A 17,279-nucleotide genomic window follows, 5' to 3' on the forward strand; every position below is an offset into this window, starting at 1 on the left:
TAATTTTTCTTGCGGAGACGCAGTGAAGTCCTGCTTACTCCGCGACTCGTTTTTTCGTTTGGACCCATAGCTCAGTTGGTTAGAGCGTTTCGTTGACATCGAAGAGGTCACTGGTTCGAGCCCAGTTGGGTCCACCATTTTAATAAAGCCGTCAGCCTTAACAGGTTGGCGGCTTTTTCGCGTCATAAACCGAATGCTTATCGACGCCGGCGATTTAACCCGTTCTAGTCGCCTCGTTCCGTTTGGATGCACGCATATACTTTGGCGGCTTTAGTCGTTTGATGTTCCACGACGTCAGCGGCTCCAAACGGGGCACTTCTTTCATCGATTGATAGTCCGTCCGAAGAACAGGACCAAGGGTTAACACCCGCCCGAATAATTAACGCCGGGCGAACCACGCCAGCGCGGCATCGCGATCAAGGGCGATCTGGGTGCGCAAGGCTTCGACGCCGTCGAACTTCTTCTCCGGACGCAGAAAGCTGAGCCATTCGATGCTCAGTGCATCGCCTTCTGTAAATGGACACGGCCCCAGCACATGGATTTCCAAGCGTGGCACGGTGGAGTTTTCCACGGTCGGGCGAAGTCCGTAATTGGCCACGGCGGCGAGCGGCCCGATGCCATTCGCACCCGAAATCTGCACGGCGTAGACACCAAAGCGCGGACGCAGGTCCGGCTCCCAGCCGACGTTCAGCGTGGGAAAGCCCAATTTGCGCCCTAGTTGTTTGCCCGGCGTCACCACGCCCTCCGCAAAATAAGAATAACCCAGCAACGCGTTCACTTCCTCCATGCGCCCCTCCTCCAAATAAGTGCGGATGCGCGTGCTGCTGATCGGCTCGCCATTTTGATTGATGCGCGGCGCGCTCACGACGGAGATGCCGTGTTTGCGTCCCTCGGCCAGCAAGACGGCGATGTCACCGCGACGTCCCCGTCCGAATTTCCAGTTCTCGCCGACGTAGAGGGTCGTGAGCGTGGGCAGCGCACGCTTGAGCTGCGGCAGAAATTCCTCCGCCTCGATCGCGGCATATCCGGCGTCGAAGTTTTGCGTGATGACCGCATCAACGCCCAGCCGTCCCAGCTGACGGATTTTCAGATCCGGCGTCATGATCAAGCGCACCGGATTTTCCGGCCGAAACAGCCGGCTCGGATGCGGCCAGAACGTGAGCACCGCGGCCAGACCATGGCTGCGACGCGCGGAATGCACCGCCGCTTCGATGACCGCATGATGTCCGAGGTGAACGCCATCGAACATGCCGATTGCCAGATGAAGCGGCCGCGCTGGCAACGATGCCGCCTGCTCGATGCTGTCGAACTGGAGCAAAGGCTTGTTCATGGAACGGCTGCGCGAAAATCAACCGATGGCAATACTCGGCGCCGCCTCGTAACCGGGCACCAGCACCGTTTCGATTTCGGACGGCGTCATTTTTTGCACCTGTTCGAGGGTGACGGCGCGCGAGACATTCAGTGAGCCCGACGCGATTCGGCGCAGCGCCTTCAAATGCGCGCCGCAGCCGAGACGTTGTCCGAGATCATGCGCCAGGGTGCGCACGTAGGTGCCCTTGGTGCAGAGCACACGGAAATCGATCTCAGGCGATTCCCAGCGCGTGACTTCGTAGCTGATCACGCGAATAAAACGCGGCTCGCGTTCGACCTCTTCGCCGGCACGCGCGCTTTTGTAGAGCGGCTGGCCCTTGATCTTGATCGCGGAAAACATCGGCGGGATCTGATATTGATCGCCGAGAAAACCAGCGAGGGCCTTGCGCACATCCTCTTCGGTGAGCGCGGGCACGGGTTGCGTCGTGAGCACTTCGCCCTCGGCATCCTGCGTGTTGGTGGTTTCACCGAGCTTGATCGTGCCGGTGTATTCCTTCTCCACGCTCATGAGATACTGGGAGAGCTTGGTGGCTTTGCCGACGAGCATCACGAGCAGGCCGGTGGCCATCGGATCCAGCGTGCCGGCGTGGCCGATGCGCTTCATTTTAAGAATGCCGCGCAAACGGGCGACCACATCGTGGGAGGTGTGATCGGTCGGCTTGTCGATGAGCAACACGCCATCGTATTCAGGAGCGGGTGCGCGCATCAGAGAGTGGATTTTTTCAAGGTGTCGACGGCGGAGATTTGCGTGTCGATGGCCGCGACCAGACGCGACCGAAAGTCGGCCATGGTGACGTCACGCAGATTGAGTCCGGCGGCGCAGGCGTGTCCGCCGCCGTTGAATGCGGCCGCAATGCGATCCACCCGATAAACGGGATCTTTGGAGCGCAGGCTGGCCTTGATTGCGGTGCCTTGTTCTTCGATGAGCACGCCGATTTCAACGCCTTCGATGGAGCGCGCGTAATCGACCAAACCCTCAACATCCTCGGGACTGGTTCCAGTGGCGGCATAGATGCCGTTGGGAAGAGTGCCGATGCACACACGACCGGCGCACTCGTAGCTGAGCGACGCGAGAAAGCGCTGGAGCAAGTCGAGCTTGCCGGCGGTTTCGCGTTCATAGAGTTCGGCGGCGGCAGCGGCAGGCTGGGCACCGCGAGCCATGAGTTCCGCCACGATGAGGAACGTGCGGCGCGAGGTGGAATTAAAACGGAACTGGCCGGTGTCGGTCGCGATGCCCGCGTAGAGCGACTGGGCCGCCTGCGCATCAATCGGCAGATGGTGATCGAGAAACAAACCGGCGAGAATCTCCGCGGTCGCAGCCGAGCCCACATCAATGAAGTTGTGCTGGGCGAAACCGATGTTCGAAAGGTGGTGGTCGATGTTGGCGAACGGCGCGGGAAAGCGTGCTTTGAGCTTTTCGCCGGCCCGGCCCTGATCGGCGCAATCGACATAGATGGCCGTGAGATCGCCCTCGGGGAGTCCGTCGAAATTCACAAGCGGCGTGTCGCCGACCGCGAACTGAATACGGCGCGGAACCGGATCCGGATTGGCGCAGATGACATCGATGTTGAGTGCACGCAGCACGCGGGTGAGCGCGACTTGCGAGCCGATGCAATCACCGTCCGGACGGGCGTGCGAGATGACCACCACCCGGCGGCCTTCCAGCGAACGCAGGAACGCGGCGAAGCGGTCGTAAAACTCGGGATAGATCAACTCCACTACGCTTACTCCTTCTCGGGTGCTGGCGGTTGGGCGGCATTGCGCGCCTTGTCTTGCGCAGCGATGTCGTCGAGGACGGACAGGATGCGATTCCCGCGCGTGGTGGACGTGTCCATCGCGTAGGTGAAATGCGGCATGTTCTTCAGCACGATGCGACGGCCGAGTTCGAAGCGGAACTCCTTGGAGTTATGCTTGAGCCAGCGGAGGGACTTGACCTCGTCCTCTTCCTCACCGGTCACGGCGACGAAGACCTTGCCCTCGTGAAGGTCGGGGGAAACCTGGACACCGGTGATGGTGATGGCGACCGCCTCGTCCTTGTAGATCGTGCGAAGAATGGCGTTCAGCTCACGATGAATGAGCTCGTTGACGCGTAAAGTGCGGGTGGACATGGCGGCGGAGGTGTTGGACGGACGAAGGTGATGAGCAGGTGGCGAGCCGTTCTTTTCAGAAGGCGTCTAACACGCTACCCACCACCCGGCCAGACTGCAATCAGAGCGAAGCGCGAACCTTTTGGATTTCGTAGCACTCAATGACGTCACCGATTTCGTAACCGTTGAAGTCGCCGAGCTTGATACCGCACTCGATGCCGGCGCGGACCTCGTTGGCATCGTCCTTGAAACGCTTGAGCGTGCTGACCTTGCCTTCGAAAACGATCTCCTTCTTGCGGCGGAGACGGGCGGAACCGTTGCGGGTGATCTTGCCTTCGGTGACCAAGCAGCCGGCCACAAAACCCTTGGCGAGCGGGAACGTCGCGCGCACTTCGGCGGCGCCGGTCTTGTTCTCCTTGAGGTCGGGATCGAGCATGTCGGCCATCATGTCGCGGACCTTGTCGGCCAGCTCGTAGATGATGCCGTAGGTCTCGATTCGGACACCGTGGTGTTTGGCGACGGGGGTGACGCCGTTTTCGAGCTTGGTGTTGAAACCGATCACGACTGCACCGGCGGCGCTGGCCAAAAGGATGTCGGTCTTGGAAACGAGACCTACTTCCACGGAAACGATTTCCAGCGAAACCTTGGAGCTCTTGATGTTTTCGAGAACGTTGCGCACGGCCTCGGTCGAGCCGAACACGTCGGTCTTGATGATGAGTTTGAGCGTCTTGGCCTGGGTCGCGGCGATGTTCGCGAAAAGGCTCTCAACCGAGACTTCCTTCGGCGCGGCATCGGTGGTGCCGGTGTTCTTGCGGATGAGATGCTCGGCCTCTTCGGCGAGGTTTTCAGCTTCGCGGGCATTCTTGACGGACTTGAACTCAGCGCCGCTGTCAGGCGCGCCGGACCAGCCGATGACGCGCACGGGCGTGGACGGAGGAGCCTCTTTGATGTTCTTGCCCTGATCGTCGAACATCGCGCGAACCTTGGCCCAATTCGGGCCGCAGACGATCGAGTCGCCGACACGAAGGGTGCCGCGTTGAACGATGACGGTGGCGAGAGGCCCACGACCGACTTCGATCTGCGATTCGATGATGATACCGGAGGCCTCGGTCTTGGCGTTGGCCTTGAGCTCAAGCACGTCGGCTTGAAGCAGGATCATGTCGAGGAGATCGGTGATGCCGGTGCCCTTGAGGGCGGAAACGGGCACGGTGACGGTTTCGCCACCCCAGTCTTCAGGGGCGATGTTGCGCTCCTGCATCTGCTGCTTGACGCGCTCGATGTTGGCGCCCTTCACGTCCATCTTGTTGATGGCAACCATGAGCGTGACGCCGGCATTCTGGGCGTGCTTCAGAGCTTCGTCGGTCTGCGGCATAAAGCCGTCGTCGGCCGCCACCACGAGAACGGCGATGTCGGTGACATCGGCACCACGGGCGCGCATCTTGGTGAAGGCGGCGTGGCCGGGCGTGTCGAGGAAGGTGATCTTACGCTCGGAGTGTTCGATCTGATAAGCACCGATGTGCTGGGTGATACCACCGGCCTCACCGGCGGCGACATCGGCCTTGCGGATGGCGTCGAGCAACGAGGTTTTACCGTGGTCAACGTGGCCGAGAATACAAACAACCGGCGGACGCATCGCGAGGTTTTGAACCTCGGCTTCAGCGGCGGCCTGTTCCTTGACCTTGGCCTTTTCCTTGGCGGATTGCTGGATCTGCTGGGCGGCCTCACCGCGATGCTTGATCTCGAGCTGGAAGCCATGCTTCTCGCCCACCTTGATGGCAACAGGTTCGTCGATCGCCTGGTTCATCGACGCGAAAATACCCATCTCCATGAGTTCGGAGATGAGCTTGAACGGCTTCATTCCGAGCGCGGTCGCGAAGTCGCGAACGATGATCGGAGGCTTCAAGTGAATCACCTTGATGTCGCCTTCGGTGGTGATCGTGGCGGTCTGGGCCGGAGGAGTCGCCGGCATGGCGGGATTGCCGGGGGCGGAGACGATGGCCGGAGGCGGCTTGGGCGCACCGGGGATCGGCAGCGTGGCGCGCGGAGCGGAAACCGGAGCGGGCGCGGAGACCGCGGCCGGACGGGAAACCGGAGGTGGCAGGACCGGAGCCGGACGCGGTGCCGAGGCGATGCCGGGCACAGGTGCCGGCGGACGCACGGGAGCCGACACGGGCGCGGGACGGGAAATGGCAGGAACCGGCGCGGGCGCAGAAACGGAGCGCGGCGGCAGTGGTTGCGGCGCGGAGATCGGACGCGGCGCGGACACGGGGGCGGGAGCCGAAACGACCGGTGTGGGCTTCGGTGCGGAAACCGGAGCGGGTGCTGAAATAACCGGGGCGGCAAGAGCGGCCTTGGCCTCTTCTTTTTCGCGCACCACGTCCTCGGCACTTTTTACGCTGGGGACTTTGAGCGGCGCGGGCTCGGGAGCAACCTCGACGGCGGCCGGCGCGGGTGCCTCGGCAGCGGCCTTGGCGGCAAACTCCTTCTCGATCTCTTCCTCGTAGATCTTATTGAGCGTGCTCGAGACTGATTTGGTGTCCGCAGAAACGAAGCCGCGCTCCTTCAGCAAGGCCAACATGTCCTTGGCCTCCATGTTATGACGTTTGGCGAGTTCGTGAATGCGGATGCTCATTAAGTAAGTAGCGGCTGAAAAAAGAGTGAAGGTTCTGAAAAAAGAGACGGCTTATTGGGCGCCGCCGACGCTGGAAATGATGCTGGCGGCCTCGTCGGAGGTGAAACCCGCATCAACAAGGTCATCCGCACCGACGCCCTCGAAGGCGGCAGGCGAATTGATGCCGATGGCCACCAGACGACCGGCGAGATCAGCATCGAGACCGAAGGTCTTGACGAGGACATCAACGGCGACCGTGCGCGGATCGGTGGAGACGGCGTGGAACTCCTCGATGTCGAGGCGCCAGCCGATCAGGCGTGAAGTGAGACGCGCGTTCTGGCCCTTGCGACCGATCGCGATGGCGAGATCCTCGGTGGCAACCTTGAGCAGGATGCGGTGAGTCTTCTCATCGAGGATGATCTCCCGGGGAGCGGCCGGCTTGAGCGCCTCGATCACCATCTGCTTTGGGTCGGCGAAATAGTTGATGATATCGATCTTCTCGCCGTTGAGCTCGCGAACGATGGTCTTCACGCGGGCGCCACGGGCACCGACGCAAGCGCCGACCGGATCAACCTTGGGGTCGGTGCTGGTGACGGCGATCTTGGTGCGGTAGCCGGGCTCACGGGCAAACGCCTCTATCTTGACGGTGCCATCGGCGATCTCGCCGACCTCAACCTCAAACAAGCGGCGGACAAATTTCGGGCTGGCACGGGTGAGCATGAGCTCGGGACCGCGGGGCGTGCTGTCGATAGAGAGCAGCAAGCAACGGATGCGGTCGCCGGGCTGGTATTCTTCGCCGGGGACCTGTTCTTTGCCGGGCAACACGGCCTCGGCCTTGCCGAGATCGATGAAGATGTCGTTGCGCTCTTTGCGACGCACGGTGCCGGTAACGATGTTGCCGACGGTGTCCTTGAAGTCGTCGTAAATGCGGTCTTTTTCGAACTGGCGAAGCTTCTGCATCACCGCCTGGCGGGCGGTTTGCGCGGCGATACGGCCGAGCGTGGACGGATCCAACTCCTTCTCGACGAACTCACCCAACAGCACGCCGGGCGTAAAGGCCTGGGCCTTTTCGACATGGATTTCCGTGCGCGGATCGCTCACGGAATCAACCACCCTGAGGAGCGTCCACGCGTGGAGCTGGCCGTTCTTGGGGTTGATCTCGATCTTAAGTTCCTGACCGGCGCTAACTCCCTTGAGCGCAGCGGTTTTAATAGCATTGACGATAGCCGAGATCATGTCGGCCCGGCCAATGCCCTTCTCTTTCTCCATGTATTCGAGAACTGAAAGAATTTCGCTGCTCATAGGATATGTAATTGGGAAAAAAAAAGCGGGCCGATAGGCCCACCTTTTGGAAAGTGAACGTTGTTAGAAAGGGTCAAGGTAGCTGGTGCGGTAAAATCTTGTCAAGTCCCGCGCCCGTCATGGGGAACATCACGCGCCGCGCAGCTCCCCTTCCCTTGCCAGCATCCAACCCAACAATCCCTGAATCGGACCTTGCGCGGCCGGCTGTCCCCGCGCGCCGAATACGCCTAACGCCTGCAAAACGCCGGCCAACGCTTCCGGTGCGTCGCCTGCATACCACCCTGCCCACACCGGCTGAAAATTAAGTCCCGTTTGCGCCGCGAGCAACGGCAGGAACCCATCACACACGAGATTATCCAGCCGGCTTCCGCTCACCACGCCTCCGCACACCTGATCCTGCACCCGCAGGCGTTGAGCCGTCAGCCGCACCGTCCGCCGCCATTCCCCCGTGTTAATGGATGCTGAGGAGGTCGATGCGGCCGCCATATCCCGCAGGCCGGCATCTTCACGCAGGCGCACAACCCAATCCGGCCGCAGCGTGCACCACTCGGCGTATTGCCTGAGCCGGAGCCTCGGGTGGTTAAGCGGTCGCACGCCTTGCACGCTCCAACGATCAGCCATCTCTTCGAAAACCCGCGCGGGATCCACACGACCTTCCGTCCACTCCACCAGCGGATAAAGCGTCGCCACTGACAACATCGGGGCGCGATTGAATCGATATCCAAGAACCTCCAGCGCGGCATGATGACAGGCGCCTTCCCATCCCAGTCGCTTGATGCGTTCGCCGGCAAAATGAACCTTTCCCGTCCAACGCTGTTTCGCGTGGGCGGAAAGGAGCGTATTCAATTCCTCATTACTCAAAGCACCGAGAACTTCCTGCGCCTGATGCAGCGGGCGACCGGCCAGATGCTCCATTGCCTCCTCCGCTGCATATTCCTCAAGGCCATGATGCAATAAAGGCAGCAGGCATAATACCGGGATCTTCCGTCCGCCGACTCCGTTCGTTTCCAGTTCGGCGCAGGGAAACAATACGACGTGCAGCACCACGTTGCCGTAAGCCGGATCACCGGCATGGCCATGCGCCACCCAATCACGCGCATGAAGATGGAGCTCAACGTCGCCGGTCAGCTCGCGTCCATCAATGCTCAGGCGTGCTGCGGAAAAATCCGGCCCGCCCAGGTGGTTCCACTTGCCCGCATACAGAATCTTGATCGCGCGTCCGTCGGACAACCGCGTTGCCGTCAGGTCAAAGTCCCCGCGTTGCCAGATTTTTTGCAGCAGACGCTCGGGAAAGGAAAACGTCCCGTAGAGTCCCTGCACCTCGGCCACGGTCGCGGTTTCCACGGATTTTACGCTGCTCATACTCATGAGGAACGAGTCCCCCACTCACGGGCGTTCGAGCGATTAAGCCCCGCCACTTTTGATGACAGCCGTTGTTCGGCGCGTTCGATGCGTGCCAACAAATCCGCTGGCGGCACCCACACCGAGCCCAGGGCTTCGATGGTGCTGCGCTCCGCCTGATCGCCCGTAGCCACTTCACAGGTCGCCGGATCTGGAGAGCGGCCGACCATTTGTTCAATCACGTCGTCGGCCGTGAGTGAGGAAGGCGTATAAATTACCGTCAACGTGTCCTGCTTCGAGGGATGCTCAATCACGATTTCGCGCCCGCGACCGTCAATCACCACGGTGACGCGCACCGACTCCGCGTCGTGCACGGCTCCGAGCCGTTGAACCAGCTGGGAGCGCGCGGCATCGCGATCACGCTTTAGCAACGCACGCAATTCGGGCCACGCATGAAGCATGTTGGCCGCATCCACCAATAGATGTTTCTCAAACGCCACGGACTGGACGCTGCCCGACGACGACTGCGGAGCAATGCCGGAGTCGCGGGATTCACGCGAGTTACGCACATAGTCCCGCAAGAAAGCTCGACAACCCGCCCGCAGGCGGAAGATTTTCCCGACGCGCTTGCACCGGAGAGGTGGCAGAGTGGTCTATCGCGACGGTCTTGAAAACCGTTGGGGCGAAAGCTCCCGGGGGTTCGAATCCCTCCCTCTCCGCCAGTTTACCCTTCGATAAGAAGGGGTTAGGTTTTGGATAAAGCCAGGTTGCCCAGTTTACGTGGCAACCTACATGAATCAGTCAGCGTTTGTAATCACCCGGTTTCAAAACCGCAACGGGAGTGACCTCGTGGAGAGTAGACTGTCGGCTCCACGGCATTCGCATCCGCAAGAACTTCAAGTCACGCGAGGAGGCTATCGCCGAGAAAGCCACTCAGGTATTCAAGGCGCTCCAAGCCGACGCCGGTCTCCAGTCTGCCACTACGTTTCCTTTCCGAGGAGCAGCTACGCGAATCGGAAACCGCGTTCAACCGCATTAAGAACCAAGCCCACCCGCTTACGTTCTATCTCGATTACGCTCTGTCCAACTACCGCGAATCGCAGACGCGCAAAAAACCCCTCCGTGCCGTGGCCGAATACCTCGCGGCGAAAAAGCACGAGCAGCAGCAGGATCAATTTCCAAGTCCCATCTGGTTTTCATGAGGCGCGACCTAAAGCGCTTTCTGCGTCATTTCCGCCGTATCACCGTCGCTGAACTCACGACGGAACAGCTGATCAATTACTTCAACTTGGGGAAACCAATGTTGAAGACCTACAACAATCGGCGCGGCATCGTCTCCACCTTCCTCAAGTTCGCTTTCCAACGCGGATGGATTACCGAGAACCCATGGCCAAGGTTCCCAGCCACCGGATTCGCCGGAAGCCATCTCAACGTTCTCCGCTGCGAAAGCAGAGGAACTCATGCGGCACGTCGAAAGCTTGGAGGGTGGCCGGTTCGTCCCTACTTCGCCTTGTGTCTGTTCGCCGGCATCCACCCTTGCCTGCGCACAGGGGAAATTCTCCGGCTCAAGCCCGAGCTGGTTAATCTGGAGGCCGGTATGGGTCTAACCCGCCATACGCATAACTGCCTGTCATATCGGCCGCGGTTGCGGTTATTATCTTACTTGGTCTTGCTCGCGTGCTTCAAAAGCATCTTCGGAGCTACGCCGTGCACAGCTTTGAAGCGTCGCGAAAAATGATAGGGATCAGTAAATCCCACACGTTGCGCAGCCTCTTTCACCATCCCGCCACCTTTAACCAAAAACGCCGCGGCCAGATTCATTTTTCGCCGAAGTAAATACTGATACGGACTCGTATCGTGATAGCGGCGAAACAACCGGCAGATACTCGATTCCTCCAAGCCCGCCGCCGTGGCAATTTCCTGCAACGTGAGCAATTTATCCGCCTGTGCATCGATCAGCGATTTGCAGCGATGGAAATTCTCCAAGGCCGGATCGCCTTGCGCAGCAGAGGTCGCCGAATCTTCGATCTTCAATAAAAGCACCTCCAGCAGATGCGCGCAGATTTTGTCTGCCAACGAGCCACTCCGCTGCCCCTCCTTCACGAGATCCTCAAGCACGCTGCGGATCTCCGCATGTCCCGCCAAGGTGATTCCAACGCCCGCCGCCACGCCCGCACGCTTAAGTCGCGGCCCGGCATTCGCTCCGGTGAAGCAGATAAAGTATTTCAACATCGGCTTCTGCGGATCGGTCGCCATCTCGCAACGGGTTGATGGCGCATAAGAAAAAAGACTGCCAGGCCGGAGCTCGTAACGGACCCCGTCGAGCGTCGCCTCCCCTGCTCCTTCGGCCACGTATTCCAACCCGTAATACGAGTAAAACGAACGATGGATTTCGTAATCCAAGTTACATCGTTCCCTGCCGCCCAATGTCACTGCGATGTCCTTGCCTGCTTTTTTGGCGCCAAGGTTGAGGAAAAAATAACGCGTTTCAGATACCTGTTTTGAGAGTAACGCGTCCGCTGAATGGGTGCCGATTTTATCCATCTTTGATCAAGGTTTATCCATTTTAGGCGGGGTAAATCGAGAGTATATTCAACACCTCACCGGCCGCCCCTCGCCAAGTATTTCTAGGTTACCGCCCGCCCAACTCATTTCATCATGCCCAAAACGCCCAAAAACACCGTCCTGCTCATTGCCAACGGCGACCTCCGCCAGAGCGCCAACGCCACTTGTTGGGCTGCACAGGCCGAGATGGAAAAAACGCTGACCTCCGCCCTCGCCGATTTGGGCTACAAACTGGTGCGCGCTCATCCCTACAAAAAGGACGTTAAGCACGGCTTCATCAGTTCGCAAAAGGAAGGCATGGAGGTGTTCGCCACGATAGATCCCGACGCCCCGCTGATCGTCGCTGAGGCCGTCTGGCAATACTCGCACCACATCCTCCACGGCCTCATCTCGCACCGCGGTCCCATTCTCACCGTAGCCAATTGGTCGGGCACTTGGCCGGGCCTTGTTGGAATGTTGAACTTGAATGGCTCGCTGACCAAAGCTGGCGTCAAATACTCGACGCTCTGGAGCGACAACTTCGACGACAGTTACTTCCTCGACGGTTTCTCCACGTGGTTAAAAACCGGCGTGACCAAACACAAGATCACGCACGTCAAGCCTCTTGCCAAAACCGCCGTGCCCGCAAAAGCCAAAGCGTTGGCCAAAAAAATTGCGGACGAGTTGCGCGTTAAAAAGTCCATCATGGGCGTTTTCGACGAGGGCTGCATGGGTATGTATAACTCGATCATCCCCGACGAGCTCCTCTTCCAAACCGGTGTTTACAAAGAGCGTCTCTCACAGTCCGCGCTCTACTACAGCGCAACCCAGGTCAGCGACGAAGATGCGCAGGCCGTGTTCTCGTGGTATAAAAAGAAGGGGCTCAAATTCCACTTCGGAAAAGACGAAGCTACCGAGCTCACCGAGGCACAGGTCATCTGGCAGTGTAAGACTTACATTGCGGCCGTTCGCATCGCCGACGACTTCGGCGCCGAGACCATCGGTATCCAATATCAACAGGGCCTCAAGGACCTGCTTCCCGCCTCCGATCTCGTCGAAGGCACACTTAACAACAGCGATCGTCCACCGGTCAAAAACGCCGCCGGTAAAGTCGTTCGCGCTGGTGAACCGATTCCCCATTTCAACGAAGTCGACGAGTGCGCCGGCCTCGACGGTTTGTTCACCTACCGCGTTCACAAAGCGCTCGGTCAGCCCGTCGAAAACACGCTCCACGATCTGCGTTGGGGCGCGTTCGACGAGAGCGGCACGACCGACGAATACGTTTGGGTTTTCCTCATCTCGGGCAGCGCGCCTCCCGCGCATCACATCGGTGGCTGGGCCTGCTCGGATTCGATGCGTCAGCCGTCCATGTATTTCCGTCTCGGTGGCGGCACGCTTCGCGGCATCGCAAAGGTCGGCGAAATTATCTGGAGCCGCGTCTTCGTCGAAGGCGGCAAACTCAAGATGGACCTCGGCCGCGCCAAGGTCATCGCGTTGCCCCAAGCTGAGACCGACCGCCGCTGGAAACTGACTACCGTTCAATGGCCGATCATGCACGCCGTGACGTATGGCGTTAACCGCGACCAGATGATGGCCCGTCACAAGAGCAACCACATCCAGGTCGTCTACGCCAAAAACGCTAAGGACGCCGATCTCGCGCTCTACACCAAGGCCCAACTCGCGGCCGAACTCGGCCTCGAAGTCAGTCTCTGCGGCACCAAGGCCGACGGATCGGCATTCTAAAAAACGCCTTACAACATGTCTGCCAACACGCCGCTCGACGCCCTCCTCAACCTCTCGCACCAACTCGGTCGGGAGGACCGTCGCCTCGCCATTCTTGGCGAGGGCAACATATCCGTTCGCCACGATGCCGAGACGTTTACCGTCAAGGCCTCCGGCTCGAATCTCGCCACGCTCGCCGCTGCCGGCACCGCCACGTGCCGCTTTGATAAACTGATTCCACTACTCGCTTCCGCGGGCATGTCGGATGCCGCGATCGAAGAGTCGCTATTCGCCGCACGCATCTCGACCGATTCAAAAAAACCGTCGGTCGAAACGATTTTCCACGCCTACTTGCTCACGCTGCCGGGCGTTAATTACGTCGGTCACACGCATCCGATTACAATTAACCAAGTGCTGTGCTCGACTCACGCGCGTTCGTTCGCAACGCACCGCTTGTTCCCCGACGAGATCGTCTGCTGCGGAGTCGAAAGCGTCTTCGTTCCCTACACCGATCCCGGTCTCAAGCTCTCGCAAGCGATCAAGACCGCCGTCGAGGAATACATCAACCGTCTCTCTCGTTCGCCTCGCATCATCCTCTTGGAAAACCACGGATTGATCGCGCTCGGCGCCACGCCGGAAGCCGTTCTAGCCGGCACGTTGATGACCGCAAAATCCGCCGAGATCTATGTCGGAGCCGCCTCAATCGGGGGTGCCCCCAAGTTCCTCACCGACGCGCAGGTCGAGCGAATCGCAGGCCGCCCCGACGAACACTATCGGCAAAAAGCGCTGGGCCTTTCCACCTAACGCTAGACGCTTCCAAACTAATAAACTCCGATCATTTAGCAAAAATCCGCAGACACGAAGCCGGTTAGTCGTTCGTTCATTCCATCTGCTGCAATCCCTGCCTCAACGCGCGGAATGCCGCGGGCGTGATCTCGCGAAACTTTCTAAAAGTTTTCGTGAAGTGGTAGCGATCGCAAAACCCAACGGCAGTGGCGATGTCGTCTATTTTACGGTCGCCATGATGCAACAGCTCGCAGGCGGTGGAAATCCTCCGCGCGCGCAAACAAGCCATTGGCGTGTCGCTGGTTTCTTTCCGAAATAATCGTATCAAAGCCCGCCCGTGCATTCCCGCCACCACCGCCAAACTTTCGAGGGTATGGGGGGCGCCTAGATCTCGCTCCATGTGCTCCAACGCGCGCTGCACTCGAGGATCAATCTGGCGCTCACTCAGCGAACCGAGCGGCAGGTAATCGAGTGCTCCCAAGATCAACGCGAGCCATGCAATACCGCCCGCCTCAGATGTTCGAGCTGACACCGCGCACCCGTGCCACCGCCGCATTTCTTGAGACAGCGGCACCTCATAAATGCCCGGTGCAACCAACACTCCGGGAGCTAGTGTGAAATGCACATAACACTGCGTCGCTGGATTCCGTAACGCAGTTCCGAACGGTGTATCCGGTGCGATCAACCACGCCGATTCTGGGGACAGCATTATCCGTTTTCCTTTCCAACTTACCTCCGCTCCCGGTCCTTCCATCAAGTAAAGCCGCCAGTAAGGCGCGGCCAGATTCGGGAATGTCCACCGCTGCAGTTGAGCGGTAACGCACGCCCGCACGCGCACGCCCAAATTCGCACACATGCCATGTGCCTGTTCGCTCACTACAATTTCCGTCGGCAAGGTGTTGGGTGACTTTTGCACACAATTTAGCGATTTCTGAACATGGAAGACGAACCGGAAATCGGTTATTATCTACATATTCTCCCCCTCGCTTTAAGAGCAAGCATTCCCGTTTTCCTTAACCGCTATTCTCCCCATGCACCGTCTTCGTTTCCGCCAGGTTCACCTCGACTTTCACACCAACGGCGACATTCCGGACATCGGAAAAAAGTTCTCCAAGCTCAGATTTCAAGAGGCGCTCAAGGCCGGACACGTCGACTCGATCACGCTCTTCTCTAAATGCCATCACGGCTACAGTTACCATCCGACCAATGTCGGCACGCAGCACCCGCATTTGAAATTCGATCTACTTGGCCAACAGATTGAAGCCTGCCGCGAAATCGGCGTGCGTTGCCCGATATATCTCAGCGCCGGCGTCGATGAATTGACCGCCATGGCGCACCCGGAGTGGATCGTGAAAAACCGCGACGGCACCAGTTACGATCCGCTCCAAGTGGGTTGGTTTAAAAAACTCCGCTTCAACTCAGCCTACCTCGATTACCTCTGCGCTCAGATTGAAGAAGTTGTCCAACGCTGGCCGGACAACGACGGCATCTTCCTCGATATCATCTCTCCGTGGGATGACTTCTCCGAGCACACCTTGCGCGACATGCTGGCGCTCGGACTCTCGCCTTCTAAGCCGGAAGATGTCTGCACTTACACGCAGCGCACGCTCCTCAACTATTACGAACGCACCAACGCCGCGGCCCGCAGCGTGCGTAAAGACACACCGGTTTTCCACAACGGCGGACACATCCCCGTCGGCGCGACGAAGTTCAACTTCTTCAATTCTCACTTTGAATTGGAATCTCTTCCTACCGGCGGTTGGGGCTACGACCACTTCGCTTTCTCAGCCCGCTACGCCGCCACCCAACCGCGCGATTTCCTCGGCATGACGGGTAAGTTCCACACAACGTGGGGCGAGTTCGGCGGCTTCAAACGTCCCGCCGCGCTTCGCTATGAATGCGCCGGCATGCTGGCCTACGGAGCCAAGTGCTCGATCGGCGACCAGCTCCATCCTAACGGCGATATGAACGTCGATACCTACAAGCTCATCGGCGCTGCCTATGCCGAGGTCGAGGCTCGCGAACCCTGGATCGACAACGTGCGCCCCGTCGCTCGCATCGGTTTAGTCAGCACCGAATCCAACCAGAAGCTCGCCCGCGGCCACGAAACCGTCAGCCGGGCCGACGAGGGTGCAGCGCGCATGCTGTTGGAAACGCACCTGCCCTTTCTCGTGCTCGACGAGAACGCGAAGTGGGACCGCTTCGACCTCATCGTATTCCCCGACTCCTTCGTGCTTACGCCGGCGACGATAGCTAAAGCCAAAAAATTCCTCGCAGGTGGAGGCAAGCTTCTCGCCGCCGGCGGCGCGTTGCTCAACGCCGACAAATCAGCCTTCGCCATCGACCCGGGGGCAAAGCTCCTCGGGCGTTCCGACAGCGATCCCGATTATCTCGTCGCCACAGCGCTCACGCCCGCCGTTTCCATTCGCTCGCCCGTCGTGATCCACGGCGCTGCTTACGAAGTGAAACCCACCGTTAAAACCCGAGTTCTAGTCGAGCGCCGCACGGCATACTTTAACCGCACATGGGAGCACTTCTGCTCACATCAACACGCTCCCGATTCACCGTCCAAGGCGGCGCCTGCAGCGACTTTGACCGCCAACATCGCGTGGTTTGCCCACGATATTTTCACGCGCTACCGCAACTATGGACAACCGATCTACCGCGACTTTGTCCTCGCCGCGATCGATCACCTGCTCGACGGCGAACGCCCCGCCGTCACCAGCCTACCAACTGACGGCCGCTTCAGTCTCCTCGATCAACCGTCCGAAAAACGCCTCATCGCTCATCTCATCTACGCGCCTAAATCCCTGCGCGGCGCCAACCAATCCGAAGGCGTGAATAAGTCACTCGAAGTCATCGAAGACCTCATTCCGCTGCGGAACGTTCAAGTCGCAGTCCAAGTCCCGCGCCAGATCCACTCCGCCCGTCTCGTGCCTGAAAACGTGGTCATTCCCTTCACTCAAAAAGGCGGCATTGTGTCACTTGTCGTTCCCGAGTTCACCGCCCACGCCATGATCGAGCTGAGCTATGCATAACGATCTATTATCCTATTTGACGACTCGCACGACATCATGCGGCACACGTTCATTTCCATGTTCGTCGCCAAGTTCCGCTCCATCGGAGAGGCCGCAATTCAGGAGGGCAATTCCGAGGCCGTCATTCGCAAGCATTATCTCGGCATGAAGAGTCAGACCGAGGCCGAGGTTTTTAACGCGATCATGCGGAAAAGACCGCCGGAGAGCAGGAGCCGAAAGCCCTTTCTGTCGCCGCCTGACAACTTCGCCCGACGCGGTGCCAACGGGCGCGCCACGTCGGGGCAGTGCGACACACATCGTGTCGTTTTTAGCAATCGGCCGCGGGCAGAGTGCCTGCCACTCGCTGCGTTTACACCGGTGCATGGGTATGGAAACGCAACTACCTGCATCGACTCTCCCCACGCTCACCGACATCACCGTCTGCGCATCTCGGGCCCGCTGGAGGAGAAGACCGACATCGGTAAAGCAGGAGATATA

The 17,279-nt window shown here is 59.3% G+C and carries 14 protein-coding genes and 2 tRNA genes; 5 read left to right on the top strand and 11 right to left on the bottom strand.

Annotation, left to right across the window (positions count from 1 at the left end):
- Positions 1-60: 60 nt before the first annotated feature.
- Positions 61-137, top strand: a tRNA-Val gene (locus FPL22_RS03595).
- 242 nt (positions 138-379) lie between these two features.
- Here FPL22_RS03595 and ribF read toward each other — a convergent pair.
- The 8 genes from ribF to FPL22_RS03635 all read right to left on the bottom strand — a co-directional run bounded on the left by ribF (position 380) and on the right by FPL22_RS03635 (position 9,281).
- Positions 380-1,330 (bottom strand): riboflavin biosynthesis protein RibF, encoded by a 951-nt coding sequence (gene ribF, locus FPL22_RS03600; RefSeq protein ID WP_238991305.1) that lies wholly within the window; start codon positions 1,328-1,330, stop codon positions 380-382.
- An 18-nt stretch (positions 1,331-1,348) separates the two neighbouring features.
- The gene (truB, locus tag FPL22_RS03605) at positions 1,349-2,077 is read right to left on the bottom strand and encodes a tRNA pseudouridine(55) synthase TruB (RefSeq protein ID WP_144228739.1); all 729 of its coding nucleotides are present in this window, start codon (positions 2,075-2,077) and stop codon (positions 1,349-1,351) included.
- The gene (locus tag FPL22_RS03610) at positions 2,077-3,090 is read right to left on the bottom strand and encodes a DHH family phosphoesterase (RefSeq protein WP_144228740.1); all 1,014 of its coding nucleotides are present in this window, start codon (positions 3,088-3,090) and stop codon (positions 2,077-2,079) included. The genes truB and FPL22_RS03610 overlap by 1 nt, the downstream gene beginning before the upstream one ends.
- Before the next feature lie 5 nt (positions 3,091-3,095).
- Positions 3,096-3,479, bottom strand: a complete 384-nt coding sequence (gene rbfA / locus FPL22_RS03615; protein ID WP_144228741.1) for a 30S ribosome-binding factor RbfA — start codon at positions 3,477-3,479, stop codon at positions 3,096-3,098.
- 100 nt (positions 3,480-3,579) lie between these two features.
- Complete coding sequence (gene infB / locus FPL22_RS03620; protein ID WP_144228742.1) at positions 3,580-6,090, bottom strand: translation initiation factor IF-2; 2,511 nt, start codon at positions 6,088-6,090, stop codon at positions 3,580-3,582.
- Positions 6,091-6,141: 51 nt separating this feature from the next.
- Positions 6,142-7,371: a transcription termination factor NusA gene (gene nusA / locus FPL22_RS03625; RefSeq protein WP_144228743.1), complete on the bottom strand. Its 1,230-nt coding sequence runs from the start codon at positions 7,369-7,371 to the stop codon at positions 6,142-6,144.
- A gap of 129 nt (positions 7,372-7,500) precedes the next feature.
- The gene (locus FPL22_RS03630) at positions 7,501-8,700 is read right to left on the bottom strand and encodes a DUF2851 family protein (RefSeq protein WP_238991306.1); all 1,200 of its coding nucleotides are present in this window, start codon (positions 8,698-8,700) and stop codon (positions 7,501-7,503) included.
- Between the two features lie 35 nt (positions 8,701-8,735).
- Positions 8,736-9,281 (bottom strand): NYN domain-containing protein, encoded by a 546-nt coding sequence (locus FPL22_RS03635; RefSeq protein WP_238991307.1) that lies wholly within the window; start codon positions 9,279-9,281, stop codon positions 8,736-8,738.
- Positions 9,282-9,346: 65 nt separating this feature from the next.
- On the opposite strand from FPL22_RS03635, the gene FPL22_RS03640 reads away from it, so the two are divergent.
- Positions 9,347-9,434, top strand: a tRNA-Ser gene (locus tag FPL22_RS03640).
- 488 nt (positions 9,435-9,922) lie between these two features.
- Here the strand turns inward: FPL22_RS03640 and FPL22_RS03645 are convergent.
- The gene (locus FPL22_RS03645) at positions 9,923-10,174 is read right to left on the bottom strand and encodes a hypothetical protein (protein ID WP_144228745.1); all 252 of its coding nucleotides are present in this window, start codon (positions 10,172-10,174) and stop codon (positions 9,923-9,925) included.
- Positions 10,175-10,371: 197 nt separating this feature from the next.
- Positions 10,372-11,256, bottom strand: a complete 885-nt coding sequence (locus tag FPL22_RS03650; protein ID WP_238991308.1) for a helix-turn-helix transcriptional regulator — start codon at positions 11,254-11,256, stop codon at positions 10,372-10,374.
- Positions 11,257-11,370: 114 nt separating this feature from the next.
- Between FPL22_RS03650 and FPL22_RS03655 the strand changes: the two genes are divergently transcribed.
- Both FPL22_RS03655 and FPL22_RS03660 read left to right on the top strand, forming a co-directional pair.
- Positions 11,371-12,999: a fucose isomerase gene (locus FPL22_RS03655; protein WP_144228746.1), complete on the top strand. Its 1,629-nt coding sequence runs from the start codon at positions 11,371-11,373 to the stop codon at positions 12,997-12,999.
- Positions 13,000-13,014: 15 nt separating this feature from the next.
- Positions 13,015-13,782: a class II aldolase/adducin family protein gene (locus FPL22_RS03660; protein WP_144228747.1), complete on the top strand. Its 768-nt coding sequence runs from the start codon at positions 13,015-13,017 to the stop codon at positions 13,780-13,782.
- A 76-nt stretch (positions 13,783-13,858) separates the two neighbouring features.
- On the opposite strand, the gene FPL22_RS03665 is transcribed toward FPL22_RS03660, so the two are convergent.
- A complete protein-coding gene (locus tag FPL22_RS03665) occupies positions 13,859-14,680 on the bottom strand; it encodes a helix-turn-helix domain-containing protein (RefSeq protein WP_238991309.1) in 822 nt (273 codons plus the stop codon).
- Between the two features lie 115 nt (positions 14,681-14,795).
- On the opposite strand from FPL22_RS03665, the gene FPL22_RS03670 reads away from it, so the two are divergent.
- Positions 14,796-16,802, top strand: coding sequence for an alpha-amylase family protein (locus FPL22_RS03670; protein ID WP_144228748.1), 2,007 nt, complete (start codon positions 14,796-14,798; stop codon positions 16,800-16,802).
- The last annotated feature ends 477 nt before the right edge of the window (positions 16,803-17,279 follow it).

The organism is Rariglobus hedericola, from assembly GCF_007559335.1.
GTDB lineage: Bacteria > Verrucomicrobiota > Verrucomicrobiia > Opitutales > Opitutaceae > Rariglobus > Rariglobus hedericola.

Excerpts from the sequence above, each read along its gene's own strand:
- infB (WP_144228742.1), bottom strand. The coding sequence starts at position 6,090 with ATGAGCATCCGCATTCACGAACTCGCCAAACGTCATAACATGGAGGCC.
- FPL22_RS03650 (WP_238991308.1), bottom strand. The coding sequence starts at position 11,256 with ATGGATAAAATCGGCACCCATTCAGCGGACGCGTTACTCTCAAAACAG.
- ribF (WP_238991305.1), bottom strand. The coding sequence starts at position 1,330 with ATGAACAAGCCTTTGCTCCAGTTCGACAGCATCGAGCAGGCGGCATCG.
- nusA (WP_144228743.1), bottom strand. The coding sequence starts at position 7,371 with ATGAGCAGCGAAATTCTTTCAGTTCTCGAATACATGGAGAAAGAGAAG.
- truB (WP_144228739.1), bottom strand. The coding sequence starts at position 2,077 with ATGCGCGCACCCGCTCCTGAATACGATGGCGTGTTGCTCATCGACAAG.
- rbfA (WP_144228741.1), bottom strand. The coding sequence starts at position 3,479 with ATGTCCACCCGCACTTTACGCGTCAACGAGCTCATTCATCGTGAGCTG.
- FPL22_RS03670 (WP_144228748.1), top strand. The coding sequence starts at position 14,796 with ATGCACCGTCTTCGTTTCCGCCAGGTTCACCTCGACTTTCACACCAAC.
- FPL22_RS03645 (WP_144228745.1), bottom strand. The coding sequence starts at position 10,174 with ATGAGTTCCTCTGCTTTCGCAGCGGAGAACGTTGAGATGGCTTCCGGC.
- FPL22_RS03660 (WP_144228747.1), top strand. The coding sequence starts at position 13,015 with ATGTCTGCCAACACGCCGCTCGACGCCCTCCTCAACCTCTCGCACCAA.
- FPL22_RS03655 (WP_144228746.1), top strand. The coding sequence starts at position 11,371 with ATGCCCAAAACGCCCAAAAACACCGTCCTGCTCATTGCCAACGGCGAC.